This is a genomic window from Campylobacter sp. S4:11 (assembly GCF_024723695.1).
GTDB lineage: Bacteria > Campylobacterota > Campylobacteria > Campylobacterales > Campylobacteraceae > Campylobacter_D > Campylobacter_D jejuni_C.
Genome location: NZ_JANQDC010000011.1, coordinates 1 through 24,896, shown reverse-complemented (window position 1 = coordinate 24,896; position 24,896 = coordinate 1). Strand labels below are relative to the sequence as shown.

The window sequence follows — 24,896 nt, the reverse complement described above, 5'->3', positions numbered from 1 at the left end:
CCTTATTTTGCCTTTAAATAAGCATTTGACAAAGATAACAACTTTAGCTATATTTTTAAATTCATTTTGAGTTTATTTGGGATTTTAATGGATAAATTGTGTCAAAAAAGAGATGTTTTTTATATAGCTGGTTATGATCCTAGAGGATATAGGCATTATTATGCTATGTTTAAAAAAAATTTAGCTGAGCAAAATGCACTTTTAAATTATGATTATACTTTATCAAAAGCTCAAGCTAATACTTATCCTTTTTGGCAAATTCAAACCCCATATACAAACACCACTTATACTTTTTTAGGTTGGAATGATATAGTTAAAAAAAATTGGTCAGAAGGTATAAAAGATGCTTTGAGTGATTGTTATAGTTTTTTTAGAATTTATACCATCACAGGACTTTTTTTAAAATTCGGTAAAGAATCCCCGCACCAACTCATCACAGGTTATTACCCATTTTTTTATGTACTTTTGAGTTTGATTTTTACTTTAGCTTGTGCTTTTGGAAGCTTATTTTATTTGCAAAATTTTCATATTGTTTTGGGAATTTTGGTTTTTATTTTATCATTAGTATTTTTGCCAAAAATGCTTTATAAACTAGGCAAGAAATTAGCTGTTTTTTGGATAGCTAGAATTTGTTCTTTTTGTGCAAACTGGGAGAAAAATTCTCAAGGTGAACTTGAATTAAGAATGGATGATTTTGCTAGGGTTATTTTTGAAAAATTAAAAGAAAATGTAAATGATAAAAATTACGAACTCATTTTAAGCGCACATAGCGTGGGAACGGTGCTTTGTATAAATGTTTTAGCAAAAGTACTTAGAAAATGCGAAAAAGAAAATATTTCTTTTAAAAATTTAAAGGTTTTAACTTTAGGTGAGTGTATACCTTTAGTAAGCTATCAAAAAAGATCTTTTGAGTTTAGAAAAGACTTAGAGTATTTAGGGGGTAAAAATTTAATATGGTATGATTTTACTTCTATTATTGATGGGGCTTGTTTTACACAAGTTGATTTCATACGCACAAGCGGGGTAAAAGCACAATTTAGCCCAAAATACCTTTCGGCTAAATTTCATACCTTATATAAAAATAAAGATTATAAAAAAATCAAAAAAGACAAATATAAAGCACATTTTTTATATTTATTTGCCACACAAATTCAAGGAGTATATAACTTTTTTGAATTTATCATAGGTAAAAATAAATTAGAAGAAAAAATCAAATAGGAGGAAATCATGGGTCAGTGTCCTTTTCATCCAAAGCCTTATAGAAATAAAGCTTCTACATTAACTACTTTTTTACTAAAAAGAAGATCTTGGCTTGATGGACTTTATGAGCGAAGCTATAAAATGATGATGGGTAGAGTAAAAATGCCTGGATTTGATCTATATGTAGTAAATGATCCAAAAGAAGTTAGACGCATTATGGTAGATGAGGTTAGAGAATATCCAAAAAGCCAACTTTTGCATGAGCTTTTGGAGCCACTTTTGGGTATAAGCATTTTTACAACTAATGATAGAGTATGGGAAAAGCAAAGAGAGCTTTTAAGGCCTTCTTTTGAAATGACAAGGATTTCTAAGGTTTTTAATTTGATGAGTGAAGCAGCTTCTGATATGATGGCAAGATTTGCAAGGTATGAAGATAAAGCGATTGTAGAAGTAGATGAAGCTATGACTTTTGTAACTGCAGATGTGATTTTTAGAACTATCATGTCATCAAAACTTGATGAGCAAAAAGGCAAACTTGTTTTGGATGCTTTTGTAACTGTGCAAGAAGAAACAGTTAAAACAGCTATGCGAAGAATGTTTCGCTTCCCAACTTGGCTTTCAAATCTTTTGGGTGAGAGAAAAAGACTTAAAGCGGGTGGAGTAATACGTAAGGTTTTATCAGATATTATAAAACCAAGATATGATAATGCCCTAAATGATCAAGGAAAATATGAAGATATTTTATCATCATTGCTTATGGTGGTAGATGCAGATACTAATGAGAGATTTTCTTTTAATGAAATTTTAGACCAAGTTGCCATGCTTTTCTTAGCAGGCCATGAAACTACTGCAAGCTCGCTAACTTGGACACTATATATTTTAAGTATTTCTTCAAATGAGCAAAAAAAAGCTTATGAAGAAATCATGCAAGTTGCGGGTGATGAGGAGTTTAAAATAGAACATATTAGAGCAATGAAATATCTTACAAATGTGTTTAAAGAAAGTTTAAGACTTTATCCACCAGTTGGTTTTTTTGCTAGAGAAGCAAGAAATGAAAGCAAAATGAGAGATAAACTTATTAAAAAAGGTTCAGGCGTAGTAGTAGCTCCATGGCTTATCCATAGACATGATAGTTTTTGGGAAAATCCACATGAGTTTGATCCAAGTCGCCATGAAGACAAAAGCAAGATTAAAAAAGACACTTATATGCCTTTTGGTATGGGAGAGCGTGTGTGTATAGGGCAGGGCTTTGCTATGCAAGAGGCTGTTTTGATTTTAGCTAATATTTTAAGGACTTATAAGTTAGAATTAGAAGAAAATTTCGTGCCTGATATTGTAGGAAGACTGACTATAAGATCAGCAAATGGTATGAATATAAGATTTATAAAAAGGCAAAAATGAAAGAAAAATTAGCAGGAACCATACTGCTTTGTGCTATCGTTCCTTTAGCAGTGATTAGTTATCTTTTTATTGTTATAGTGGGTACTTTTGGTAATCCTGCTAGGGTTAGACAGGGTGTGAGAGCGCTTGATCATTTTGTCAATGCTACTTTGTTTAATGGTTATGCTTGGGAGTCTTTATCATCTCATGCTTGGAGAGAACGTGATAAAAGATGGGCTAAAATAGTTATTAAAATCACAGATTTTTTTGATAAAAATCACTGCCAAAAGGCAAATAAAAGAGAACAAGAGGTTGTGGATTTGGTTTTAAAGAAAAAACTTACCGAACAAACCGTCGGCAAGCAGCTTTAATTTTCTCCAAATAAAGCTTTAAGGTTTTTAAACGCTTCTTCTTGGTTATTAGTTTTGTCTTCATTATTTACTTCATTAAGCTCTATCTCATATCCAAGAAGCATGCTAGCTAAGCGTATGTTAATACCACTTTTTCCTATGGCTTTGCTTTTTTGCTCGCTATTTAGCGTTACAATAGCCTTTTTATCTTCGATACTAACCGAGTTTATAATGGCTGGAGCTAGGCTTCTAGTGATTAAAATTGCCATTTCATTAGAATACTCAATGCAGTCGATATTTTCATTTTTTAATTCTTTGCTTACAGCATTGATTCTAACTCCTTTTATACCCACAGTTGCTCCTACTGCATCAACGCTTGGGCTATTAGCTTGTAAGATGATTTTTGCTCTCTCGCCCGGAATTCTTGCACTTGCATAAATATTTATAAGACCATCTTTGATTTCAGGAACTTCAGCTTTTAGTAAAGCTTCTAAAAATTTTGGGCTAGTTCTACTAAGCTCCATTCTCATACCCGATTTATCAATATATACATGTCTAATAACAGCTTTAATCACATCACCTACTTTAAATTTTTCACCTTTGATACGATTTTTTCTAGGTAAATATGCACGAAACTCATCAATTTCTACATAAGTATTTTCTTCACTATCTACTCTTACTACGCTACCAAAAACCATATGTCCTACCATTTTTTGGTATTTTTCATAGATTTTTTCTTCTAAGAGTTTTTGAATGTTATATTCTAATTCTTTATGTAAGATATTTACAGCAGTGCGACCTAAATTTTCTAAAGAACACTCATAAGTTAACTCATCGCCAATTTCTACATCTTTAGCTTCAGCCCTTGCTTTACTTAAAGCGATAAAATGCTCATTTTCATTTTCTAATCTTTCATCATTATCAGCTACTACGATGATTTTTTGATAAAGTTGTAAATTTTTACCTGAATCAACAAAAAATTCATACTTATCACCATAAATTTTCTTAGCAGTATTAATAAGTGCTTTTTTAACTCTTTCTCTTACATCTTCTATTTGTAAATTTTTCTCATTAGCAATGGATTCAATTATATCTGTGATTTTTTCCATAATGACAATACAACCTTAATTTTGGATTTTAAAAGTTTGAAGAATAAAATTATATCTTTAATAAGTTTAATTAAAAGTAAAATTTGATATAATTTCAGATTAAAAAAACTTGAGGATGATGATATGGATTTAAAAATAGCAAGAACCTCTGTTGATGAAAAGCCAAAAAGTATAAGTTTAGAAAGTATTGAAAAGGCTGTGGATAAAGAAGGTCAAAAATTTTTCTATTTTGATAAAGACAATGCGCATAAGCAATTAATTGCTTTAGTAGAGCATTTTGAAAAAAAAGGAAAATGTGTTTATCATAGAACGATCAAATATGGTTTAGATGATACAGATTTTATGTATGAGGTACACATTCTTTGAGTAAAAAACTTTTTATACAAACTTTAGGTTGTGCTATGAATGTTAGAGATTCAGAGCATATGATAGCCGAACTTAAAGAAAAAGAAAATTACGAATTAACTCAAGATGCAAAAGAAGCAGATTTGATTTTAATCAATACTTGCTCAGTGCGTGAAAAGCCTGTGCATAAGCTTTTTTCAGAAGTTGGAAGTTTTGAAAAAATCAAAAAAAATGGCGCTAAAATAGGAGTTTGTGGTTGTACTGCTTCGCATTTAGGAGATGAGATTTTTAAGCGCGCTCCAAATGTGGATTTTGTTTTGGGCGCTAGAAATGTTTCTAAAATTACAAAGGCTGTAAATACGCCAAAATTTTTAGGTAATGATATAGATTTTGATGAGAGTAATTATGCTTTTGCGGATTTTAGAAATAGTCTTTATAAAACTTTTATTAATATCTCCATAGGTTGTGATAAGCATTGTACTTATTGTATAGTGCCACACACAAGAGGAGATGAAATTTCTATACCTTTTGAGATTATTAAAAATGAAGCACTAAAAGCTGTTTCTAAAGGTGCTAAAGAGATTTTTTTATTAGGGCAAAATGTTAATAATTATGGTAAAAGATTTTCTAATACACATGAAAAGATTAATTTTTCAGATCTTTTGGAAAAGTTAAGTGAAATCGAAGGTTTGGAGCGTATCCGCTTTACAAGCCCACATCCATTGCATATGGATGATAGATTTTTAGAAGTTTTTTCTAAAAATCCTAAAATATGTAAGTCTATGCATATGCCTTTACAGAGTGGTTCAAGTGAAATTTTAAAAGCTATGAAACGTGGTTATACTAAAGAGTGGTATTTAGATAGAGCCTTGAAGTTGCGTTCTATGTGTAAAGATGTGAGTATTTCCACTGATGTGATTGTAGCTTTTCCAGGTGAGAGTGATAAAGACTTTGAAGATACTATGGATGTACTTGAAAAAGTGCGATTTGAGCAAATGTTTTCTTTTAAATACTCTAAAAGACCATTAACTAAAGCTGCAACTATGCCAAATCAAATTCCTGATGATATAGCTTCAAAACGCTTGAGTATTTTACAAGCAAGACATACAGAAATTTTAGACGAAATTGTTGCAAAACAAAAAGATAAAGAAATTGAAGTTTTATTTGAAGAATTAAGAAGTGAAGGTTTTGTAGCAGGTAGAAGTGATAATAACTTTTTGATTCAAGTTAAAGGTAGTGAAGAGTTATTAGGACAAATGAAAAAAGTAAAAATCACCAATCCTAGGCGTATGGTGTTAAATGGCGAAATCCTTTAAGATTAATCTTTTAGCTTTTGGAATTTTTTTATTACAATGGCTGATTTTTTTAACTTGCAGAAAGGTTTATTTAGGACAAAAGCTTCCAAAAAGATCATGTGTGATACTTTTTTGGCATGGGCGTCTTGCTCTAATGCCTTTTGCTTATCGTAAGATGGGTATTAAAGGAAAAAAAGCTTATGTGATGATTTCACACCATAAAGATGGAGAAATCATTGCTAGAAATATTGCTTTGTTTGGTTTAGATACTCTAAGAGGTAGTACAAGTAAAGGTGCTTTGGCTTTGCTAAAACAATCTTTTAAAATTTTAGATCAAGGTGATGATGTGATTATTACTCCAGATGGTCCAAGAGGACCTTATCATAGTGTTTCTGATGGTTCTGTGATGATTGCTTTGAAAAAAAATGCTCCACTTTTTTTACTAAATTATGAGGCAAGTTCCTTTTGGGAATTTAAAAGTTGGGATAAAATGATTTTACCTAAACCTTTTTCTAAAATTACTTATAGATTAAGTAAAGAAATAAAAATACAAAATTTAAATTTAGAAGAAGCTAAAGTATTGATAAAAGAAAAATTTGATATGATAAGTCAAATAGATAAAGGATAAACATTATGTTATCTTTTTTTAGAAAATATATTTTACAGCTTTTAATTAGTATTTGTTATGATGAAAAACGGTATATTATAAGATGTCATACTTGGAAAAAATCTCAGCCTATTGATACTTTTGAAAAGAGCTTTGAAGATAAAGAAAAAGCTATAGAATATGTTAAGAATTTAGTTAAAGATTTTCAAATTTATTATATTTGTGCTTTTTTTACTCCTATTGCTCAAGGAGTAGTGCCAAGTTTAAATTTTAAGGAACTTTCTAAATTTGGTGTAGATGCGAATAGTGTTAAATGCATTTCTTTTAGCAATAGTTTGTTGTATGTTTCTCATAGTTCTTTAAAATCTTACCAAGAAGATTATGAGGTTTTTGGTGGTTTAGATTTACTTTATTCACCTTTTTCTTTACTTTATTATTGTATAACAAATAGAGGTTTTGAAAAAAAAATAGGCCTTTATGTGTATAGATACCATGATTTTGTTGCGATGTTAATTTGTAAAAATGAAACTATATTATTTGGAAGCTATTTTAATATAGCAAGTCAAAATTATGATGAAGATGATTTTTTTGATGATATTAAAGAAGAATTTGACTTACAAATTGATGATGAAAATCAAGAAGAAGAAAATGAACAAAATTATGATTTAAAAAGTTTAGAAGAAATGAGTCAAGAGCTTGATAAACTTGAAGAATTAGAAGATGAAAAAGAAGATAGACCTATAAATTCTTTAGAAAATTTTAGTTCTGATATGAAAATGATAGAATATATTATTTCAAGTGTTAAAGAATTTTATCATAATCCTTTATATGAAAATAGTTTTTTAGAAGAGATTGTGATTTTTGATGAAGAAAGTTTTAGTTCAACCTCTTTAGATTATTTAGAGAACGAGCTTTTTATCAAACCAAAAATTGAATTTGTAGATACTTTAAATTTAATGAATGATCTCATGGTGAAGGATTTAAGATTATGAGATATAGTTTAATTAAACCTAAGACAAAGCCAATTTTTAATCTTTTTACCAGAATTTGGATTTATTTTACAAGTATTAGTGTAGCTTTAATTTTTCTATTATTCATAATACTAGTTTTTAAAAATTATTCTACACGGCTACAACTAGATAATAAAAAAGAAGAATTGATTCAAACTATAACTCAAATTAATGCTGGTAAAATTAAATACAAGGAGTTGTTGAGACAAAATGATAAAGTAGAATTGATTTTGGGTAGTTTGACAAAAGAAAATAGAGAAGGTAAAAATAAAACACTATTAAAAAGTATACAAAACCTTTTTGCATTAGTTCCCAAGGATATTTCTCTTGATGAGGTTTTAATGGAGAATAATTCTTTAATACTAAGAGGTATTACACCTTCAAAAGAAATGTTCGCATTGTTATTGGAAACACCTTTAAGAAGTATTTTTTCAAGTTCTCAGGTTAGCTATTATCAATTAGAAAATGGTTGGTATCGTTTTGTTAGTGTTAATATTACCATACCAGAGGAAAATTTATGAATAAAAATGATAAAAGCTTAGAAGAAGCAGATGTATTAAAAATATTAATTTATTCTTTTTCTTTTATTGGACTTTGTGCATTATTGATTTTATTTTTAATTATGCCTTTTTTAAAAGATTATAAAATTGAACATTCAAAATTAGCTAAACAACAAATTCAAAATACTAAAGCTTTACATGAATTACAAGCTTTGGAGAAAGTTATTGCTGATTTTCAAAATGCTAATATGCAAAATTTAAATCAAATTAGTACTGATTTTTCTCAAAAAGAATTAATGAATTTTATGAAAAATTATTTTGATGATATAAAAATTAATCTTATTCCTATACAAAAAGAATCGGAGTATTTGAAATATCAATTTGGAGTTAATGTGAAAATGAAAAAACCTCAAGCTTTTTATTCTTTCTTAAATGACTTGAGAAATTATAAAAATTTAATCGAAATTTCAACTCCGATAGAATTTAAAGCAGAGGAAAAACATATTAACTTAAAATTTAGAATTAAAGTATTTTATGCATCACCTATTCAAAAATAATTACTTCATTATTTTGATAAGGAGTAACTTCTTCTTTATTGCTTTGTTTTGCATCTTGAACTTCTGAGTTTTTTTGTGTTTTTGGCTCTTCTTTGATTTCTTTGATGTTAGTTTTTAAACTAGATGTGATTTCTTTATAAAAAGCAACAAAAACTTTATCAATTTCTAAAGCACTTGCTGCAAGACTTTCATTAAGCTGAGTAGGAACAGCACTGTATACCTCTCTAAAGCTTTCTATGCTTGCTTGACCTTTTATAGGATAATTTAAGATAATAGGATCGTTTAATTTTGCTGAGCTTGTTGTGCTTTGGAAAGTATCTTCTTGATGTAAATTATTTAAATGACTTTGAGCTTCTAAAATAATCATAAAAGAAGACTCTACACTATCACCTCTAAGACTTGAATTTCTTGTAACCTTATCTTCATATAAATTAGCATTAATAACTATATTAAAGGCATAATCAGGATTTTCATTATCTATAATATATCCTTTACTTTGAAGCAATACTTTGCTATCTTCTAAAAGTTGTTTTTTGAGTAATTCTAGGCTTTTATTGATTCTTTGGTTTAGAGTAGATTGCTCAAAATATGAACTATAAAAAGTACTTTTTATAATTTCTACATTATTGATTTTGACTTTAGGGTTATTAGCATTTGTGTGGTTGTGTTCTTCAAAAGTGCTTTTAAAATTTGGCATAGAAATATAATATGTTTTTTGATTACCAGTGCAAGCACTTAAAAATAAGATTATGCTAAAAAATAATAATATTTTTTTCATTTTCTCTCCTTGTGATTTTTATAATTATAACAATTTTTTGCTATATTATATGTTTTATAATAAAGGCTTTTTATGGAATTTTGGCAAAATATTTATGCAAATTTTGATGTGGTAGCTTTTGAAATTTTTGGTTTAAAAGTGCATTGGTATGGCATTATGTATGTGCTAGCTTTACTCGTTGCTTTAATGGTTGCAAAATACTATGCGATTAAAGACAATATGGGAATTTCTAAAGCTATGCTTGATAGCTATTTTATATGGGTAGAAATAGGGGTGATTTTAGGTGCAAGAATAGGTTATATTTTAATTTATGATGCACATACTTTATGGTATCTTACACATCCTTGGCAAATTTTTAATCCTTTTTATAATGGAGAATTCGTAGGGATTAGGGGTATGAGTTATCATGGTGCTGTTGTGGGATTTTTGATAGCAACTTATGCCTTTTGTAAAAAAAATAAGCAAAATTTATGGAAATATCTTGATTTGGTAGCTATTAGTGTGCCATGTGGTTATATTTTTGGCCGTATTGGAAATTTCTTAAATCAAGAATTATTTGGTAGAACTACAGAAGCGCCTTGGGGTATTTATGTAGATGGAATATTGCGTCATCCTTCACAACTTTATGAGGCATTTTTAGAAGGTTTTGTAGTTTTTGCTATTTTACTACTAATAAAAAAATATAAAAAATACAATGGAGAATTAATTGCTTATTATACGATTTTGTATGCTCTAGCGCGCTTTGTGTGTGAGTTTTTTAGAGAGCCTGATTTTGGTATAGGCTTTGTTGCTTTTGGTATGAGCATGGGTCAAATCTTAAGCTTATTAATGTTTTTATTAGGACTAATTTTATCTTTTTATTTAAGAAATATTAAAAAAAATTTATAAATTTTTATTTATTTTAAGAATAAAAGTTCTATAATTGCTCCGATATTAAAACTTATCAACTTTTAAAAGGAGTAAATATGAGCCAACTCATTGAAGGTTTTTTAGGCAAGAGTGTTGATGGCAAAAAAAGTAAAATGCCAGCAAAACTTGACTATATTCAAAGTGCAACAGGCTTAATCTTAGGTTTGTTTATGTGGGCACATATGTTGTTCGTTTCTACCATTTTGGTTAGTGATGATTTTTTTGATTCAGTGGTTCACTTTTTAGAACTAAAATTTATCATTAATAGCCCTATGATGAGCTACATCACTTCTTTCTTAGCTGTCTGTGTTTTGGTTATTTTCTTTGTGCATGCAGGTCTTGCAATGAGAAAATTTCCTATTAATTTCAGACAATACCAACTTTGTAGAACACACTTAAAATATATGAATCATGGCGATTCTTCTTTATGGTGGGTTCAAGCTGCAACTGGTTTTGTAATGTTTTTCTTGGGTTCTGCACACTTAATTTTTATCATTACTAATGCAGATAAGATTAGTGCTGATATGTCAGGTGATAGAGTAGTAAGCCATTTTATGTGGTTATTTTATATTGCATTATTAATCTGTGTTGAATTACATGGAAGTATTGGTCTTTATAGATTATGTGTAAAATGGGGTTGGTTTGAAGGAAAAGATGCAAAAGAAAGTCGTAAAAAACTTAAAAAAGCAAAATGGTTTATTAGTATTTTCTTCTTAGTTTTAGGTGTATTAAGCTTGGCTGCTTTTGCAAAAATAGGCTTTAATAATTACCAAAACAACTCTGTGGCACAAATAGTAAAAACTTATGATGGAGCTAAATATGAACATACAATATAGTGATGCTTTAGTTATCGGTGGTGGTCTTGCAGGTTTAAGAGCTGCTATTGAAGTTGCAAAAAGTGGTCAAAGTGTAACTTTATTAAGTATTTGTCCGGTTAAAAGATCTCACTCAGCTGCTGTACAAGGTGGTATGCAAGCGAGTTTAGGAAATAGTGTTAAAGGTGAGGGAGATAATGAAGATGTGCATTTTGCTGATACAGTAAAAGGGTCTGACTGGGGCTGTGATCAAGAAGTTGCAAGAATGTTTGCACAAACTGCTCCAAAAGCTGTACGTGAGCTTGCTGCTTGGGGTGTACCTTGGACTAGGGTTACAAAAGGACCTAGAACTGTTGTTATCAATGCTCAGAAAACTACCATTGAAGAAAAAGAAGAAGCACATGGTTTAATCAATGCAAGAGATTTTGGTGGTACTAAAAAATGGAGAACATGCTATATTGCTGATGCAACGGGACATTGTATGTTATATGGTGTGGCAAATGAAGCGATTAAACATCAAGTTAAAATCATCGATAGAATGGAAGCAGTAAGAATTATCCATGATGGTAAAAAATGTCTAGGGGCTATTGCTAGAGATTTAACCAATGGAGAATTAATTGCTTATGTTGCTAGAGGAACTATGATTGCAACAGGTGGTTATGGTAGAATTTATAAACAAACTACAAATGCAGTAATTTGCGAAGGTACAGGAGCTGCTATCGCACTTGAGACTGGACTTTGCAGACTTTCAAATATGGAAGCAGTACAATTTCACCCAACTCCAATCGTACCAAGTGGTATCTTACTAACTGAAGGTTGTAGAGGTGATGGTGGTATCTTAAGAGATGTTGATGGTTACCGCTTTATGCCTGATTATGAGCCTGAGAAAAAAGAACTTGCAAGTAGGGATGTTGTAAGTCGTAGAATGATGGAGCACATTAGAAAAGGAAAAGGTGTAAAAAGCCCTTATGGGGATCATTTATGGCTTGATATTTCTATCCTTGGTCGTGCTCATGTTGAAAAAAATCTTCGTGATGTTCAAGATATTTGTAAAACATTTAATGGTATTGATCCTGCTGATGAGGGTCCAAAAGGTTGGGCACCAGTTTTACCTATGCAACATTACTCAATGGGTGGTATTAGAACTAAACCAACTGGCGAAAGCCAATGGTTAAATGGTCTTTTTGCATGTGGTGAAGCAGCTTGCTGGGATATGCACGGATTTAACCGTTTAGGCGGAAATTCATGTTCAGAAACTGTTGTTGCAGGTATGATTGTAGGGGATTATTTTGCACAATATTGTAAAGAAAATGGTAATGATATTGATACAAATATCGTTAAATCTTTCCTTTCTAAGGAGTATGATTACTTAAAATCTCTTGTAAGTAAAGAAGGAAAACATGATGTATTTGAAATCAAAAATAGAATGAAAGACATTATGTGGGAAAAAGTAGCTATCTTTAGAACAGGTCAAGGTCTTGAAGAAGCGGTTAAAGAGCTTGAAGAGTTATATCATAAATCACTTGATTTAAAAGTACATGATAAAGAATTAAAATGTGCAAACCCAGAGCTTGAAGAAGCTTATAGAGTTCCAAGAATGCTAAAAATTGCTTTATGTGTTGCTTATGGTGCACTTTTAAGAACAGAAAGCCGTGGGGCTCATTATAGAGAAGATTATCCAAAAAGAGATGACTTAAATTGGATGAAAAGAACAAATACTTACTGGGTAGAAGGTGAAAGTATGCCTAGAGTTGAGTATGAAGATCTTGATATTATGAAAATGGAAATTCCACCTGCATTTAGAGGTTATGGTGCTAAAGGAAATATTATTGAAAACCCATTAAGCGAAAAACGTCAAGCTGAAGTTGATGCGATCCGTGAAAAAATGGAAGCAGAAGGCAAAGGTAGATATGAAATTCAACATGCTTTAATGCCTTATGAATTACAAGCTAAATTTAAAGCACCAAATCAAAGAATAGGAGTTGATTATGAGTAGAAAATTAACAATAAGAGCATTTAAATATAATCCATTAAGTAAAATTTCTAAGCCTCATTTTGTTACTTATGAGCTTGAAGAAACTCCATTTATGACGATTTTTGTGTGCTTAACTCAAATCAGAGAAAAAATGGATGCGGATTTGAGTTTTGACTTTGTATGTAGAGCAGGGATTTGTGGAAGCTGTGCTATGATGATCAATGGTAAGCCAAAACTTGCTTGTAAAACATTGACAAAAGACTATCCAGATGGTGTTATAGAGCTTATGCCTTTACCTGCATTTAGACACATAAAAGATTTAAGTGTTAATACAGGTGAGTGGTTTGATGGTATGTGCAAACGCGTTGAAAGTTGGGTACATAATGAAAAAGAAACAGATATTTCTAAACTTGAAGAGCGTATTGAGCCAGAAGTTGCTGATGAGACTTTTGAACTTGATCGTTGTATAGAGTGTGGAATTTGTGTTGCTTCTTGTGCGACTAAGTTGATGAGACCTGACTTTATCGCAGCTACTGGACTTTTAAGAACAGCTAGATATTTACAAGATCCACATGATCACAGAACCATAGAAGATTTTTATGAATTAGTGGGCGATGATGATGGTGTATTTGGATGTATGTCTTTACTTGCATGTGAAGATAATTGTCCAAAAGAACTACCTTTACAAAGTAAAATCGCTTATATGAGAAGACAGCTTGTCGCTCAAAGAAACAAATAATCCTAGCCCCCAAGAAAAGGGGGCTCTTAAAACCTTACTAAAACAAATTTGGCAAAATCATAGTGTTTATCTTGACACAAATACACTTTTTGATGAAAGTTTAATTGATACTCAAAAAGCAGCAATTCTTTTAAGTACTAATCTTGATAACTATGAAAGATTTAGCGCTTTAAATGAATTTAAAAGTTTGATGAAAAGTTTAAATTTACGCTTAGATCTTTATGGCATTCAGTATGCACAGGTTTGTTTTATTAACGCTTTAAATTTAGGAATTTTAGACAAAAACGAGCTTTTAAAAGCCTTAGAAAAACTTCAAAAAATCACTGATAATACTTTAATATATGCTTTTGTATCTAGGCAAAAAGCTATTCAAAAAGATTACAAGCAAGAAGTTAAAAACTCACATCAAACACTAGATCTTATTAATCAAAACTTACAAGAGCTTTGTGAAGAAGAAAAAGTTCAAAAACTCTTACAAGAAGCTTTGGTTAAATTTAGTAATATTGATTTTTCTATTGCGGTAACAGGTGTAGTAAATGCAGGTAAATCAAGTATGCTAAATGCACTTTTAAAAAAGGATTTTTTAGGTGTATCTAATGTACCTGAAACTGCAAATTTGAGTGTTTTAAAATATGGCAAAGAACAAAAAGCTAAGATATATTTTTGGAGTGAAGAAGAATGGCAAGATATTTTAAAAAGCTCTAAAGATAATCAAGACATGCAAGAACTAATCAAGCAATTAGAGCAAAATTTTAATCTAAATGAGTATATTGAAAAAGAAAATAAAAATATAGAAATAAAAATTGAAGAATTAAAAAATTACACTAGTGCAAAAAACAAAATCTCAGCACTCATTAAAAAAATAGAGCTTTTTGCATCGCTTGATTTTTTAAAAGATAATGTTTGTATAGTTGATACTCCAGGACTTGATGATGTGATCATCCAAAGAGAGCTTTTAACAAAAGCTTATATAAGCAAAGCTGACTTTTTAATCCACCTTATGAATGCTTCTCAAAGTCTTAGTCAAAAAGATTGTGATTTTATTATAGAATGTTTGCTAACTTCAAGAGTAAGTAAGCTTTTGATTGTGCTTACTAAAGCTGATTTGCTTAGTCAAAAAGACTTGCAAGAAGTAATTAACTATACTAAAAATAAGCTCAAAGAAAATTTAGCACAAAAGCAGCTTAGCCAAGAATTATTAGATAATGTAGATTTTGTGTGTATCTCTTCAAAACTAGCCAATGATTTTTATCAAAAAAAAGGTGGAAATTTAGAACAAAGTAATATTTTAACACTAGAAGAACTTATAGCTAAAAGCTTATATGATAAAAACAAAATTGCTCTAAGTGCTTATAAAAAAGAATTGTTATTACATTTAGAAAAAATAGAAGAAAAAATTAAATTTTCTAATAAAATGCTAAATTACGAAAGCTTTGAGCTTGATAAGCAAAATCAAACTATTATCAATGATTTTAAAGCAAAAAAAGGAAAATTAACGCAAGTAAAAGCAGAGCTAAGTGCTATTTTTAACACAAAAGATGAAAATACTCAAGAAATTTTAACGCTTTTACATTTGCTAGCTAAGAAACTAAAAGAAAAACTTATAGATGAGCTAAAATATAATCAAAATAATAAAATCAAAAACAACACTCAAAGATTAAACACTATCATCGATACGACTTTAAAAGATGGAATTTTTGATCTTTTAAGAGAGTTAAAACAGCAAAGTGAGTATAAGATCAATGAGCTTAAAACCACACTAAGTGTGAAATATGATTTTTTAAAAGCTATTTTAGAGCAAAATTGTGATGATTTTAAAAGTAAAGTTGAAACAAAAATAGAAAGCATTTTTACCAATGATCTTTTTGTGACATTAAAAGCGGAACTTTTAAAAAAATTAGAGTCTACTCAAGATATTTATAAGCTAGAAAGTTCTTTAGAAAATCAAATTTTAGAAAAATTACAAACATTTAATATAGAAAAAATTGCCCTAGATTTAAAAAATAATCAAGAATTTTTTACTAATTTAGAGCTTAGTTTAAATTTATACGAAAAAGAACAAGAAGAGCAAATCAAAGACTTAAAAGACTTGATTTTACAAATAGAGCAAAATGAACAAAACTCCAAAGAGCTTTTAGAAAAAAATAATACAAAATTACAAAGTTTAAAGATTTTAAAAACGGAGCTTTTAAATGCAAAATGACTTGATTAGTGATTTTTTAAAAGCTTATGAAAATGCTTATTGTAAAAGTTTTGATGATAGTTTTGAAGGAAAAATTCTAGCAATCAAAAATGCATTTTTGGAACCAAGTTTGCATTTAAATGATGTCTTTTTAAAAGATCTTGAAATGATTATAGCTAGCTATAAAAGAGCCATTAATGTGGCCATTATAGGGCAATTTTCTAGTGGTAAATCCACGCTTTTAAATTTAATTTTACAAAAAGAATGCCTGCCAACAGGTGTGGTGCCAGTGACTTTTAAACCCACCTTTTTACGCTATGCTAAGGAGTATTTTTTAAGAGTTGAATATGAAGATGGTAGTGATGAGATTGTAGATATAGATGAGCTTTCTAAATTTAGCGATCAAAGAAATGAGCTAAAAGAAACTAAAAGTTTGCACCTTTTTGCACCTATTGAGCTTTTAAAAGATATCACGCTTATAGATACTCCGGGTCTAAATGCAAATACCACCGATACGCTAACTACTTTTAAAGAGCTTTCTTTTATGCATAGTACTATTTGGCTTAGTTTGATTGATAATGCAGGCAAAAAAAGTGAAGAAGATGCTATAAAGGCAAATGCTAAGCTTTTAGAGCGTGGTGGGATTTGTGTGCTTAATCAAAAAGATAAGCTAAGTCAAGATGAGCTAGAAAATGTTTTAAATTATGCTCATTTAGTTTTTGATAAGTATTTTGAAAAAATCATCGCAATTTCATGCAAAGAAGCAAAAATTGATTTGCAAAAGTCAAATTTACCTTTGCTTTATGAGTATTTAAAAGAGCTTGATTATGAGCGTATTAAAAAAGATTTTATCAAAGAAAATCTTAGTGGTTTATGCGAACTTTTGTCAAATCAATATGATTTGTTTCAAAATGCACTAGAGCAATTAGAGCTTAAATTTAATACTATTTTGCAAACTTTCAAAGTAAGCAAGCTAGAGCAAAAAATAAAAATTTTAAATCATAATTGTTTAGATAAATTAAAACTTGTTGGAGAAAAAATTTCTCAAGAAATTTTAAAATTTATCAAAGAAAAAGATAGTAGTTATTATAAAGAAGCCAAGGGCTTATTTAAGAAAAACCTTTATAAAAAAGTTGCTTATAAAGCGCCATATCTTTCAAGTGATGATGCGTTTTTGGCTATGTTTTATAACTCTGAAGCAATGAATAAGGAATTTAAAAGATTAAAAAATGAAATCACTTTAGAATTTAGTCAAATTAAAGATGATTTTTCTTTATTTTTTACTCATTTAGAAGAGCAAATTTTGCTTTTTAAAGCTCAATTTTCAAATTTACAAAAGGAAAATACCTTAGAAAGTGAAAAAGAATTTGCTAGTTTTAGAAGCTTTGCTAGTGCTAGTGAGGAGCTTTTTTTAAAAGATTTTAAGCAATTATTATTTAAAAGCCAACTTGAGCTTGATTTGTTTTTAGAAAAGCTTAATCTAAAAGCTTTAGCAAATTATGAAAGTGCTACTAAGCTTACTTTGGGATTTTTTAGTACTAAAATGAATGCAAGTAAAGAATTTTACGAGCTTGATAGCACTGAGTTTAGCTTGTATCGTCCAAAAACAAGTGAGGTGCATCAAAGAGTATTAACCGAGCTTAATGTATATGAATTTGAAGATTTACTTTTAAATAAACCTGTAGTTTTAAAAATTTATAAAAATTATATGCAAAGCTTTAATGATTTTGTAGAAGCTAAAAGACAGATTATTTTGAATTTAAAAAGTGAATTTGAGGCTAAAAAATCAATGATTTCTAGCATCAAATCCCAAATTTCTAAGCTTTAAAAATTTTTTCTAAGTGCGCTTTGTAGTTGGTGAAATATTCTTGTACTTGAGGATTTTTGATTACATCGTTTGCTATGAAAGTAGGTAAGGCACTCATTCCTAAAAACTCATGTGCTTTGTGAAAGTGTAAATACACTCCATCAACTCCGGTTCCATTAAAAAATTCATTCTTATCATCAAAAGCTTGCATTGGAGCATTCCAAGTTAGTGAAAGCATGTATTTTTTATTTTTTAAAAGCCCGCCTGTGCCATAATTCTTAGTAGGTTCATTATGACTTCTGCCATCGTTTTTATAAAATACTCCATGTCCTGCTGTGAAAACATCATCAATGTATTTTTTTACTATCCAAGGCTCACCCATCCACCAACCAGGCATTTGCCAAATCAAAACATCAGCATTTAGAATTTTTTCTACCTCATCGTTTGTGTTATAGCCTTGATCTATATGTGTTTGTTGAGTTTGTAAACCAAGTTCTTGTAAAGTTTTAAGTGCAAGCTCGTGTAAGCTTGTATTTAGTTTTCCTTTAGAATGCCCAAAATCTTTTGCACCATTTAATAATAATATTTTTTTCATATTCATCCTTTGTGTTTTTAGAAATTATAATTTAACTATAATTTTATGTCAATACTAAAATTTATGTAATATACTATACTATAAGAAAGTGTAAAATAAATATGTTACTTTTTATGATTAATTTTTTTAAAATCATATAAAAATAGTATTATTTTTTTTATTTAAGACCATATTAAAAAAGCAAGGAATAGAATGGATATAATGATACTATCAACAAAAAGGAGGAAAATATGCAAGATAATGTCATTGATCGTAGAAATTTTTTTAAATTAAGTCTTTTGGGTGGTGGTGTGGTTGCTGCTAGCACTATGAGTGGTGGAGCTATATTGCATGCTGCAGAATTAACTCATGTGCATAAGAAAACACAAGGAAGCTCAAATAAAATAAGAGGAAAAATGTTTTTTCAAGTACAGACTGATTTTGATAATCTAAGCGCAGCGTGTGAGAGAATTTATCCAAAAGATGAGCAAGGTGATGGTGCTATAGGCTTAGGCGTGCCTTATTTTATTGACAATCAATTAGCTTCAGCTTATGGTTATAATGATAGAGAATATCTACAAGGACCATTTATAGAAGGAATTGCTGAGCAAGGTTATCAAACCCCAATGAAACGCAATGAGATTTTCTTAGAGGGTGTTAAAGCTTTGGAAATAATATCTCAAAAGCGCTATAAAAAAACTTTTTCATCTTTAAAAGGAGTTGAGCAAGATAAAATTTTAGTTGATTTAGAAAAAAATAAAATCGATTTCATAGGATTTAAATCTTCTGAATTTTTTACTCTTTTAAGGGATATGACAATAGCTGGAGTTTTGTCTGATCCAATTTATGGTGGTAATGATAATAAAAATGGTTGGAAAATGATGCAATATCCTGGTGCTCAAATGAGTTATATTGACAAGATTACAAGCGATGAGTTTTTTGACATAGAGCCTATGAGCTTAGCTGATATGGAAGGATAAATTATGGCAGAAGTATTAAAAAAAGTAGATGTGGTAACAGTAGGGGCTGGTTGGACAGGTGGTATAGTTGCAGCAGAACTTACCAAGGCTGGATTGACTGTCTTGAGCTTAGAGCGTGGTATGATGCAAACTATGGAAAATTTTGCGATGATTCACGATGAGTGGAGATATGGTATTAATTATGGTTTAATGCAAGATTGCTCAAAAGATACAGTAACTTTTCGCCATAATGTTAATGGTTTAGCCTTACCATATAGAAAAATGGGATCTTTTTTGCTTGGAAGTAATGTTGGTGGTGCAGGGGTTCATTGGAATGGTTGGACCTTTAGATTTTTACCTTATGATTTTGAGATTAAAACAAAAAGTTTTGAAAGATATGGCAATAAATTAGGTGATGATTATACTTTGCAAGATTGGGGTTTAACCTATAAAGATATGGAACCTTATTATGATAAGTTTGAAAAAACCTGTGGAATTTGTGGAGAAGAAAACCCACTTGCTGAAAAAATGGGTTTGTTTAGATCAAGTCCTTATCCGCAAGAACCTTTAGAAAACACTAAAATGCTTAAACGCTTCGAAAAAGCTGCAAAAGAAATGAAATTGCACCCATTTAGATTACCTGCAGCTAATTCAAAAGGCGGTTATACTAATCCAGATGGTCAAGATCTAGCTCCATGTCAATATTGTGCTTATTGTGAGCGTTTTGGTTGTGAGTATGGTGCTAAGGCTAGTCCTATCAATACTGTCATACCTAAAGCTATGAGCACAGGAAAATATACTATAAGAACTCATAGTAATGTTATAGAAATACTAAAAAAAGATGGCAAAGCTACAGGAGTTAGGTTTGTAGATACAAGAACTATGAAAGAATATATTCAGCCAGCAGATATTGTAGTGCTTACAAGCTATATGTTTAACAATGCTAAGCTTTTAATGGTAAGTGGTATAGGTGAACAATATGATCCAAACACAGGCAAAGGAACTTTAGGTAAAAACTATTGTTATCAAATCAATATGGGAACAACAGCGTTTTTTGATGAGCAATTTAATACATATATGGGTTCAGGTGCTTTGGGTACAACTTGCGATGACTATAATGGGGATAATTTTGATCACTCAAAAGAGAAGTTTTTACACGGAGCTATGATTTATAGTGTGCAACTTGGAAATCGCCCTATCCAATCAGCTCCGCTGCCAAAAGGAACTCCAAGTTGGGGAGCTGAATTTAAAAAAGCTTTAAATTATAATTTTACAAGAGCTATCACAGTAGGAGGACAAGGCGCATCTTTACCACACAAAAGCAATTATTTGAGTTTGGATCCAACCTATAAAGATGCTTTTGGAATGCCACTGGTAAGACTTACTTATAATTTTACAGATCAAGATCGTGCTTTGCATAAATTTATAACAGATAAAACAGCTGAAGTAGCTAAAAAAATGCAAGGAGTGAGATCGATTAAAAAAGGAGCTTATTTAAAAGATTATAGTATAGTGCCTTATCAATCTACACATAATACGGGTGGAACTACTATGGGTGCTAATCCTCAAACAAGTGTTGTTAATACTTATTTGCAACATTGGGATATGGATAATCTTTTTGTTGTTGGTGCGGGAAATTTTCAGCACAATAGTGGATACAATCCTACTGATACAGTTGGAGCTTTGGCTTATCGTTGTGCAGAGGGTATTTTAAAATATCATAAAAATGATAGACAATTAGTATAGATATATGTGAAGCATTTTGCTTCACATATTATTTTTCGCTACTGTCTTTTTCTTTTTTCTTTTTCCACAAATGAAGCGCAACTCCACATGCACCACCAACAATAGCAGCAATGATAAGATTTGTGATGAAATCCATCGAAATCCTTTTTAATGTATTTCATTTTGATAAAAAATGATTTTGGATTATAATATAAAAAAGCATAATACTATATTAAAGGAAAGTATATGGAAGAAAAGTGCGATTTTACAGAATGTGGGTTTAACTATACCTTGTCTTTGATTTCGGGAAAGTATAAGATGAGTGTTTTGTATTGTTTATTTCGCTATGAAGTTGTAAGATATAATGAGCTTAAAAGATATCTTGGCAATATTTCTTTTAAGACTCTAACGCATACTTTAAGAGAGCTTGAAAATGATGATTTAATCACGCGTAAAGAATACCCACAAATCCCTCCAAAAGTAGAATACCGCCTTGCTAAAAAAGGACAAAGTTTGATCCCTATTTTACAAGCGATGTGTGATTGGGGTGAGGCAAATCAAAAGGAAGAAAAATGATAGAATTATTAGATGGTATAAATTTAGAAAAATACATGGGTATATGGTTAGAAATGGCTAGAAAACCTGCATTTTTTCAAAAAACTTGCAAAAGTGCTAAGGCAGAATATGAGCTAGAGTATGAAGACTCTACACCTATAATTAAAGTCAAAAATATATGCACAAAAGAAAATGGAGAAATTTCTCAAGCAAATGGCAAAGCTAGGGTAAAATCACCAAGGGCTTTAGCGGTTAAATTTAGTATTTTTATGAATGTTTTTAACAAACCAAATTATGAGATTATTTACATTGATACAAATTATCAAGTTTCTATCGTAGGTAGTCCTGATAAAAAATATCTTTGGATTTTATCAAGAGAGATTTTAGCAAAAGAGCAAATAAACTCCTTGCTTGAAATAGCCAAGCAAAGAGGTTTTGATACTAGTGATGTGATTTTTGATGAGTATTAATTTTCTGCACTCATATCGATTACATAGCGGAATTTGGCTTTTCCTGAAGTGAGGTTTTCATAAGCTTTGTCAATCTCACTTGGTTTGATGAGTTCAATTTCAGGATAAATTCCATGTTCTAAAGAAAAATCAAGCATTTCTTGAGTTTCTTTAATGCCCCCAATAAGCGAGCCATATACTTTTTTACCTGCTTTAAATACAAAATGAATGATGTTAATGCTAGGACTTACTTCATGTGGAGGTAATCCTACTATAGCCATTTCACCACCAAATTTTAACAAATCCATATAAGCTAGCGGATCATAAGGGGTCGGTATAGTAGAGATGATGAGGTCAAATCTTTCTTTTACCACGCTTTTGTCTGTACTAGTATAAAAATTACTCACACCCATAGCTAAAGCTTCTGCTTTTTTGTTTTCATTTCTTGCAAAAACACTTACTTTTGCCCCCATTTTTACAGCATATTTAACTGCCATCATACCAAGCCCACCAAAACCTGCTACGGCTACACTTGAGCCTTCTTTGATGTTTGAAAATTTAAGCGGTGAGTAGGTAGTAATACCCGCACAAAGTAAAGGCGCTACTTTGTCAAGTGGAGCATTTTTTGGTACATTGATAGCAAATTTTTCACTTACTACGATGTTGTTTGAGTAGCCTCCATAGGTGTTTTCATTATCATGAAATACATCTTTGCAGTTATAAGTGTAGATGGTTTTACCATTTTCGCAAAATTGCTCTTGAGATTTTTTGCATGCTTCGCACTCTCCGCATGAGTTGACCATACACCCAACCCCAGCATAATCACCTACTTTAAATTTACTCACATTTTCACCCACCGCGATAACTTCTCCTGCTATTTCATGGCCAGGTACGCAAGGGTAGGTTGCCTCGCCCCATTCGCTTCTTGCGGTGTGAATGTCACTATGGCAAATTCCTGCGTATTTGATAGCGATTAAGATGTCGTTTTTGCCTACTTTATGGCGTGTAAATTCAAAAGGTGTGAATTTAGAATCCTTGCTAAGCATAGCATAACCTTTGCTTTTAACACGACCATTTTCTAAAAATATTTTTGAGTCCATTTTCTCTCCTTTGTGATTTTTGAAATTATATTAAAGCTAGGTTTTTATTGCAATAGGGAAAATAAAGTAAGATACTATACTCAAGGTGCGTTTGTGGGTTTTGGTTTGATTTTTAGGTATAATTATTTAATTTTTAAAATTACTATAAAAACTTGAATATATTACGCTTTATTATTTTGTTTTTTATAATTTCTTGGAAATGCAACTTTACCTAACTGCCATAAATATTTATCAATTTCTTTTATATTAAAATTATTTAATTCATAATAATCAATGAATTTATTTATAACATCGCAAAATATTTCATAATTTTTCAAATTAAATTCAAAATTATAAAAATTATTTTTATTTTGAAAATATGTCAATACTTTATCTACATAATAATCATATATAGGAAAAAATAAAGGCTGATGATGTGAGCAGTATTTACTAGCAAAAGAATAAAAATTTTTATCTACTCCATTTATTTTAATATTTGCTATTTTGCTAACTAAGCTTAAGTCTTTATTTTTTAATTTCTCATCAATTTTTAAATTTTTTATATGTTTAGCAACTGGAAAAATTGAAAAAATATTAGTGCTATAAAAATCATTAATGATGATGCTTTTATTAAAATATCATCTATATCATCATTTTTTGGATAGGTTTTTGTAAATAATTTTCTTAATGCACTTTCTTGTAGAGCATAATGTTCGTCTAATTTAAGATAATTTTGCACTTCTTGCAAACTTGGCTTATTTATTTTAACCTGTGGAGTCATTTTTATCCTTTTTAGTTTGAGATATTTTAGCAAAAAATGATAAAATAAGAGCAAGGATGTTTGTATTATACTATTTCAAAGATTAAAAATAAGATTAAATAACTCATAGGTTTAAATAAATTACTTTATAAAATGTGTTTATTTTATAATTTATTTCGCATATTAATATAAAATATATTTTATATTAATGATAGTTTTTATTTAAAGGATTTATATGGATATTTTAGAAGTTCAATATAACAAAGAAGGTAAAATATATTCTCATATTAGAAAAAAATATTTAGTTGCAACTCCAGAAGAAAAAGTTAGACAAGAATTTGTATGTAGATTAGTAAATGAATATAAATATAAAATAGAACAATTAGATGAAGAGTTATCGACAAAGGAAGGCAAAAGAAGTGCAAGAGCTGATATAGTTATATGGAAAAGCATAGAAGAAAAACAAAACAACAATACTCCATTAATTATTGTTGAGTGTAAGGCAGATTATATTCACATAAATGAAAAAGACTATGATCAAGGTGAAAGCTATGCAAGAATACTAAATGCTAAATTTTTCATTACACACAATAGTTATGAAACTAGATTTTGGCGAATTTTAAAAGATAAGGTACCAGGATATAGGCAAGAGATATCAAACATACCATCAAATGGGGCTGATGAAAAAACAATAGAACAGCTTTATAAGGATTTATTAGTTTTCAAAGAAGATGAATTTGCAAATATGCTCCATAAATGTCATAACATCATAAGAAATATAGAAAAACTAGATCCAGCAGCTGCATTTGATGAAATAGCTAAAATTTTATTTATGAAAGTTTATGTTGAAAGAATGCTTTTAAAAGGACAAAATAAAAAATTTAATCAAGAATACATTAAAGAAGCTAGAAAGTATAATGCAAATCCTATTGAAAGTTATTTTGATGGCGCTAAAAAAGAATTTGCAAAAGATAAAATTTTTAAAAAAGATGAAAAGATTAATTTAAAAGAACACACTATATTAAAAATCATAAAAGAGTTGGAAAGTTATAATCTATCTTTAACCTCAGCAGATGTAAAAGGTATAGCATTTGAAAGATTTTTAGGCAGAACTTTTCGTGGGGAAATAGGTCAGTTTTTTACACCTAGAAGTGTGGTTGAGTTTATGGTGGATATGATAGACCCTAAAGAAGGTGAAATTTCTTGCGACCCTGCTAGTGGTAGTGGCGGGGTTTTT

At 30.0% G+C, this 24,896-nt stretch carries 25 protein-coding genes; 20 read left to right on the top strand and 5 right to left on the bottom strand.

The genetic code is table 11. From position 1 onward, the window contains the following. The first annotated feature begins 87 nt into the window (after nucleotides 1-87). From CAMP5053_RS05205 to CAMP5053_RS05195, 3 genes are read left to right on the top strand one after another with little or no spacing between them, the layout of a single operon-like run. Nucleotides 88-1,218 carry a DUF829 domain-containing protein gene (locus CAMP5053_RS05205; RefSeq protein WP_337217410.1) on the top strand — a complete coding sequence of 377 codons (1,131 nt, stop codon included), beginning with the start codon at nucleotides 88-90 and terminating at the stop codon, nucleotides 1,216-1,218. Nucleotides 1,219-1,227: 9 nt separating this feature from the next. Then, nucleotides 1,228-2,601 (top strand): cytochrome P450, encoded by a 1,374-nt coding sequence (locus CAMP5053_RS05200; RefSeq protein ID WP_337217409.1) that lies wholly within the window; start codon nucleotides 1,228-1,230, stop codon nucleotides 2,599-2,601. Next, on the top strand, nucleotides 2,598-2,951 hold the full coding sequence (locus tag CAMP5053_RS05195) for a membrane protein (protein WP_039625388.1): 354 nt from the start codon (nucleotides 2,598-2,600) through the stop codon (nucleotides 2,949-2,951). Before CAMP5053_RS05200 ends, CAMP5053_RS05195 begins: the two co-directional genes overlap by 4 nt. Here CAMP5053_RS05195 and nusA read toward each other — a convergent pair. Further along, the gene (gene nusA, locus CAMP5053_RS05190) at nucleotides 2,948-4,039 is read right to left on the bottom strand and encodes a transcription termination factor NusA (protein ID WP_039617565.1); all 1,092 of its coding nucleotides are present in this window, start codon (nucleotides 4,037-4,039) and stop codon (nucleotides 2,948-2,950) included. The genes CAMP5053_RS05195 and nusA overlap by 4 nt on opposite strands. Before the next feature lie 123 nt (nucleotides 4,040-4,162). Between nusA and CAMP5053_RS05185 the strand changes: the two genes are divergently transcribed. From CAMP5053_RS05185 to CAMP5053_RS05160, 6 genes are read left to right on the top strand one after another with little or no spacing between them, the layout of a single operon-like run. Then, complete coding sequence (locus CAMP5053_RS05185) at nucleotides 4,163-4,405, top strand: HP0268 family nuclease (protein WP_039617566.1); 243 nt, start codon at nucleotides 4,163-4,165, stop codon at nucleotides 4,403-4,405. After that, entirely contained in the window at nucleotides 4,402-5,700 is a 1,299-nt protein-coding gene (miaB, locus tag CAMP5053_RS05180; protein WP_337217408.1) for a tRNA (N6-isopentenyl adenosine(37)-C2)-methylthiotransferase MiaB, read from the top strand. The genes CAMP5053_RS05185 and miaB overlap by 4 nt, the downstream gene beginning before the upstream one ends. Beyond that, the gene (locus CAMP5053_RS05175; protein ID WP_087700341.1) at nucleotides 5,684-6,307 is read left to right on the top strand and encodes a lysophospholipid acyltransferase family protein; all 624 of its coding nucleotides are present in this window, start codon (nucleotides 5,684-5,686) and stop codon (nucleotides 6,305-6,307) included. Before miaB ends, CAMP5053_RS05175 begins: the two co-directional genes overlap by 17 nt. 5 nt (nucleotides 6,308-6,312) lie before the next feature. Beyond that, entirely contained in the window at nucleotides 6,313-7,278 is a 966-nt protein-coding gene (locus CAMP5053_RS05170) for a hypothetical protein (RefSeq protein ID WP_087700343.1), read from the top strand. Next, complete coding sequence (locus CAMP5053_RS05165; protein ID WP_087700345.1) at nucleotides 7,275-7,817, top strand: hypothetical protein; 543 nt, start codon at nucleotides 7,275-7,277, stop codon at nucleotides 7,815-7,817. Before CAMP5053_RS05170 ends, CAMP5053_RS05165 begins: the two co-directional genes overlap by 4 nt. After that, the gene (locus tag CAMP5053_RS05160; RefSeq protein ID WP_087700347.1) at nucleotides 7,814-8,353 is read left to right on the top strand and encodes a hypothetical protein; all 540 of its coding nucleotides are present in this window, start codon (nucleotides 7,814-7,816) and stop codon (nucleotides 8,351-8,353) included. Before CAMP5053_RS05165 ends, CAMP5053_RS05160 begins: the two co-directional genes overlap by 4 nt. Here CAMP5053_RS05160 and CAMP5053_RS05155 read toward each other — a convergent pair. Continuing rightward, entirely contained in the window at nucleotides 8,340-9,131 is a 792-nt protein-coding gene (locus tag CAMP5053_RS05155; protein ID WP_337217407.1) for a membrane lipoprotein lipid attachment site-containing protein, read from the bottom strand. The two genes, CAMP5053_RS05160 and CAMP5053_RS05155, sit on opposite strands and share 14 nt — an antisense overlap. A gap of 72 nt (nucleotides 9,132-9,203) precedes the next feature. Between CAMP5053_RS05155 and lgt the strand changes: the two genes are divergently transcribed. From lgt to CAMP5053_RS05125, 6 genes are all read left to right on the top strand, one after another. Continuing rightward, complete coding sequence (gene lgt / locus CAMP5053_RS05150; protein WP_087700350.1) at nucleotides 9,204-10,019, top strand: prolipoprotein diacylglyceryl transferase; 816 nt, start codon at nucleotides 9,204-9,206, stop codon at nucleotides 10,017-10,019. Between the two features lie 77 nt (nucleotides 10,020-10,096). Continuing rightward, the gene (locus CAMP5053_RS05145; RefSeq protein ID WP_337217406.1) at nucleotides 10,097-10,876 is read left to right on the top strand and encodes a fumarate reductase cytochrome b subunit; all 780 of its coding nucleotides are present in this window, start codon (nucleotides 10,097-10,099) and stop codon (nucleotides 10,874-10,876) included. Further along, complete coding sequence (locus CAMP5053_RS05140; RefSeq protein WP_039617579.1) at nucleotides 10,860-12,851, top strand: fumarate reductase flavoprotein subunit; 1,992 nt, start codon at nucleotides 10,860-10,862, stop codon at nucleotides 12,849-12,851. Before CAMP5053_RS05145 ends, CAMP5053_RS05140 begins: the two co-directional genes overlap by 17 nt. Then, complete coding sequence (locus CAMP5053_RS05135) at nucleotides 12,844-13,569, top strand: fumarate reductase iron-sulfur subunit (protein WP_012661078.1); 726 nt, start codon at nucleotides 12,844-12,846, stop codon at nucleotides 13,567-13,569. The genes CAMP5053_RS05140 and CAMP5053_RS05135 overlap by 8 nt, the downstream gene beginning before the upstream one ends. Continuing rightward, a complete protein-coding gene (locus CAMP5053_RS05130; protein WP_337217405.1) occupies nucleotides 13,547-15,772 on the top strand; it encodes a dynamin family protein in 2,226 nt (741 codons plus the stop codon). The genes CAMP5053_RS05135 and CAMP5053_RS05130 overlap by 23 nt, the downstream gene beginning before the upstream one ends. After that, nucleotides 15,762-17,579 (top strand): dynamin family protein, encoded by a 1,818-nt coding sequence (locus CAMP5053_RS05125; protein WP_337217404.1) that lies wholly within the window; start codon nucleotides 15,762-15,764, stop codon nucleotides 17,577-17,579. The genes CAMP5053_RS05130 and CAMP5053_RS05125 overlap by 11 nt, the downstream gene beginning before the upstream one ends. Here the strand turns inward: CAMP5053_RS05125 and CAMP5053_RS05120 are convergent. After that, nucleotides 17,569-18,153, bottom strand: coding sequence for an NAD(P)H-dependent oxidoreductase (locus tag CAMP5053_RS05120; RefSeq protein ID WP_337217403.1), 585 nt, complete (start codon nucleotides 18,151-18,153; stop codon nucleotides 17,569-17,571). The two genes, CAMP5053_RS05125 and CAMP5053_RS05120, sit on opposite strands and share 11 nt — an antisense overlap. 230 nt (nucleotides 18,154-18,383) lie before the next feature. Here CAMP5053_RS05120 and CAMP5053_RS05115 point away from each other — a divergent pair, with 230 nt between their 5' ends. The 4 genes from CAMP5053_RS05115 to CAMP5053_RS05100 all read left to right on the top strand — a co-directional run bounded on the left by CAMP5053_RS05115 (nucleotide 18,384) and on the right by CAMP5053_RS05100 (nucleotide 21,841). Next, nucleotides 18,384-19,112, top strand: a complete 729-nt coding sequence (locus CAMP5053_RS05115) for a gluconate 2-dehydrogenase subunit 3 family protein (protein WP_263667075.1) — start codon at nucleotides 18,384-18,386, stop codon at nucleotides 19,110-19,112. 3 nt (nucleotides 19,113-19,115) lie between these two features. Then, on the top strand, nucleotides 19,116-20,837 hold the full coding sequence (locus CAMP5053_RS05110) for a GMC family oxidoreductase (RefSeq protein WP_261529559.1): 1,722 nt from the start codon (nucleotides 19,116-19,118) through the stop codon (nucleotides 20,835-20,837). 225 nt (nucleotides 20,838-21,062) lie between these two features. Beyond that, on the top strand, nucleotides 21,063-21,392 hold the full coding sequence (rrpA, locus tag CAMP5053_RS05105; RefSeq protein ID WP_087700365.1) for a MarR family transcription factor RrpA: 330 nt from the start codon (nucleotides 21,063-21,065) through the stop codon (nucleotides 21,390-21,392). Then, entirely contained in the window at nucleotides 21,389-21,841 is a 453-nt protein-coding gene (locus CAMP5053_RS05100) for a lipocalin family protein (protein WP_337217402.1), read from the top strand. The genes rrpA and CAMP5053_RS05100 overlap by 4 nt, the downstream gene beginning before the upstream one ends. Here CAMP5053_RS05100 and CAMP5053_RS05095 read toward each other — a convergent pair. Together CAMP5053_RS05095 and CAMP5053_RS05090 are read right to left on the bottom strand one after the other, a co-directional pair. Beyond that, nucleotides 21,838-22,920, bottom strand: a complete 1,083-nt coding sequence (locus tag CAMP5053_RS05095; protein WP_214134991.1) for an NAD(P)-dependent alcohol dehydrogenase — start codon at nucleotides 22,918-22,920, stop codon at nucleotides 21,838-21,840. The genes CAMP5053_RS05100 and CAMP5053_RS05095 overlap by 4 nt on opposite strands. Nucleotides 22,921-23,458: 538 nt before the next feature. Beyond that, complete coding sequence (locus CAMP5053_RS05090) at nucleotides 23,459-23,680, bottom strand: hypothetical protein (protein WP_337217401.1); 222 nt, start codon at nucleotides 23,678-23,680, stop codon at nucleotides 23,459-23,461. A 214-nt stretch (nucleotides 23,681-23,894) separates the two neighbouring features. Between CAMP5053_RS05090 and CAMP5053_RS05085 the strand changes: the two genes are divergently transcribed. Then, nucleotides 23,895-24,896, top strand: a 1,002-nt coding sequence (locus CAMP5053_RS05085) for a type I restriction enzyme HsdR N-terminal domain-containing protein (RefSeq protein WP_337217400.1), incomplete at its 3' end; no start/stop codon positions are given.

Bases quoted from the DNA above. Each gene is read 5' to 3' on its own strand.
- CAMP5053_RS05205 (WP_337217410.1), top strand. From the start codon at position 88: ATGGATAAATTGTGTCAAAAAAGAGATGTTTTTTATATAGCTGGTTAT.
- CAMP5053_RS05200 (WP_337217409.1), top strand. From the start codon at position 1,228: ATGGGTCAGTGTCCTTTTCATCCAAAGCCTTATAGAAATAAAGCTTCT.
- CAMP5053_RS05195 (WP_039625388.1), top strand. From the start codon at position 2,598: ATGAAAGAAAAATTAGCAGGAACCATACTGCTTTGTGCTATCGTTCCT.
- nusA (WP_039617565.1), bottom strand. From the start codon at position 4,039: ATGGAAAAAATCACAGATATAATTGAATCCATTGCTAATGAGAAAAAT.
- CAMP5053_RS05185 (WP_039617566.1), top strand. From the start codon at position 4,163: ATGGATTTAAAAATAGCAAGAACCTCTGTTGATGAAAAGCCAAAAAGT.
- CAMP5053_RS05175 (WP_087700341.1), top strand. From the start codon at position 5,684: ATGGCGAAATCCTTTAAGATTAATCTTTTAGCTTTTGGAATTTTTTTA.
- CAMP5053_RS05170 (WP_087700343.1), top strand. From the start codon at position 6,313: ATGTTATCTTTTTTTAGAAAATATATTTTACAGCTTTTAATTAGTATT.
- CAMP5053_RS05165 (WP_087700345.1), top strand. From the start codon at position 7,275: ATGAGATATAGTTTAATTAAACCTAAGACAAAGCCAATTTTTAATCTT.
- CAMP5053_RS05160 (WP_087700347.1), top strand. From the start codon at position 7,814: ATGAATAAAAATGATAAAAGCTTAGAAGAAGCAGATGTATTAAAAATA.
- CAMP5053_RS05155 (WP_337217407.1), bottom strand. From the start codon at position 9,131: ATGAAAAAAATATTATTATTTTTTAGCATAATCTTATTTTTAAGTGCT.
- lgt (WP_087700350.1), top strand. From the start codon at position 9,204: ATGGAATTTTGGCAAAATATTTATGCAAATTTTGATGTGGTAGCTTTT.
- CAMP5053_RS05145 (WP_337217406.1), top strand. From the start codon at position 10,097: ATGAGCCAACTCATTGAAGGTTTTTTAGGCAAGAGTGTTGATGGCAAA.
- CAMP5053_RS05140 (WP_039617579.1), top strand. From the start codon at position 10,860: ATGAACATACAATATAGTGATGCTTTAGTTATCGGTGGTGGTCTTGCA.
- CAMP5053_RS05135 (WP_012661078.1), top strand. From the start codon at position 12,844: ATGAGTAGAAAATTAACAATAAGAGCATTTAAATATAATCCATTAAGT.
- CAMP5053_RS05125 (WP_337217404.1), top strand. From the start codon at position 15,762: ATGCAAAATGACTTGATTAGTGATTTTTTAAAAGCTTATGAAAATGCT.
- CAMP5053_RS05120 (WP_337217403.1), bottom strand. From the start codon at position 18,153: ATGAAAAAAATATTATTATTAAATGGTGCAAAAGATTTTGGGCATTCT.
- CAMP5053_RS05115 (WP_263667075.1), top strand. From the start codon at position 18,384: ATGCAAGATAATGTCATTGATCGTAGAAATTTTTTTAAATTAAGTCTT.
- CAMP5053_RS05110 (WP_261529559.1), top strand. From the start codon at position 19,116: ATGGCAGAAGTATTAAAAAAAGTAGATGTGGTAACAGTAGGGGCTGGT.
- rrpA (WP_087700365.1), top strand. From the start codon at position 21,063: ATGGAAGAAAAGTGCGATTTTACAGAATGTGGGTTTAACTATACCTTG.
- CAMP5053_RS05100 (WP_337217402.1), top strand. From the start codon at position 21,389: ATGATAGAATTATTAGATGGTATAAATTTAGAAAAATACATGGGTATA.
- CAMP5053_RS05095 (WP_214134991.1), bottom strand. From the start codon at position 22,920: ATGGACTCAAAAATATTTTTAGAAAATGGTCGTGTTAAAAGCAAAGGT.
- CAMP5053_RS05090 (WP_337217401.1), bottom strand. From the start codon at position 23,680: ATGACTCCACAGGTTAAAATAAATAAGCCAAGTTTGCAAGAAGTGCAA.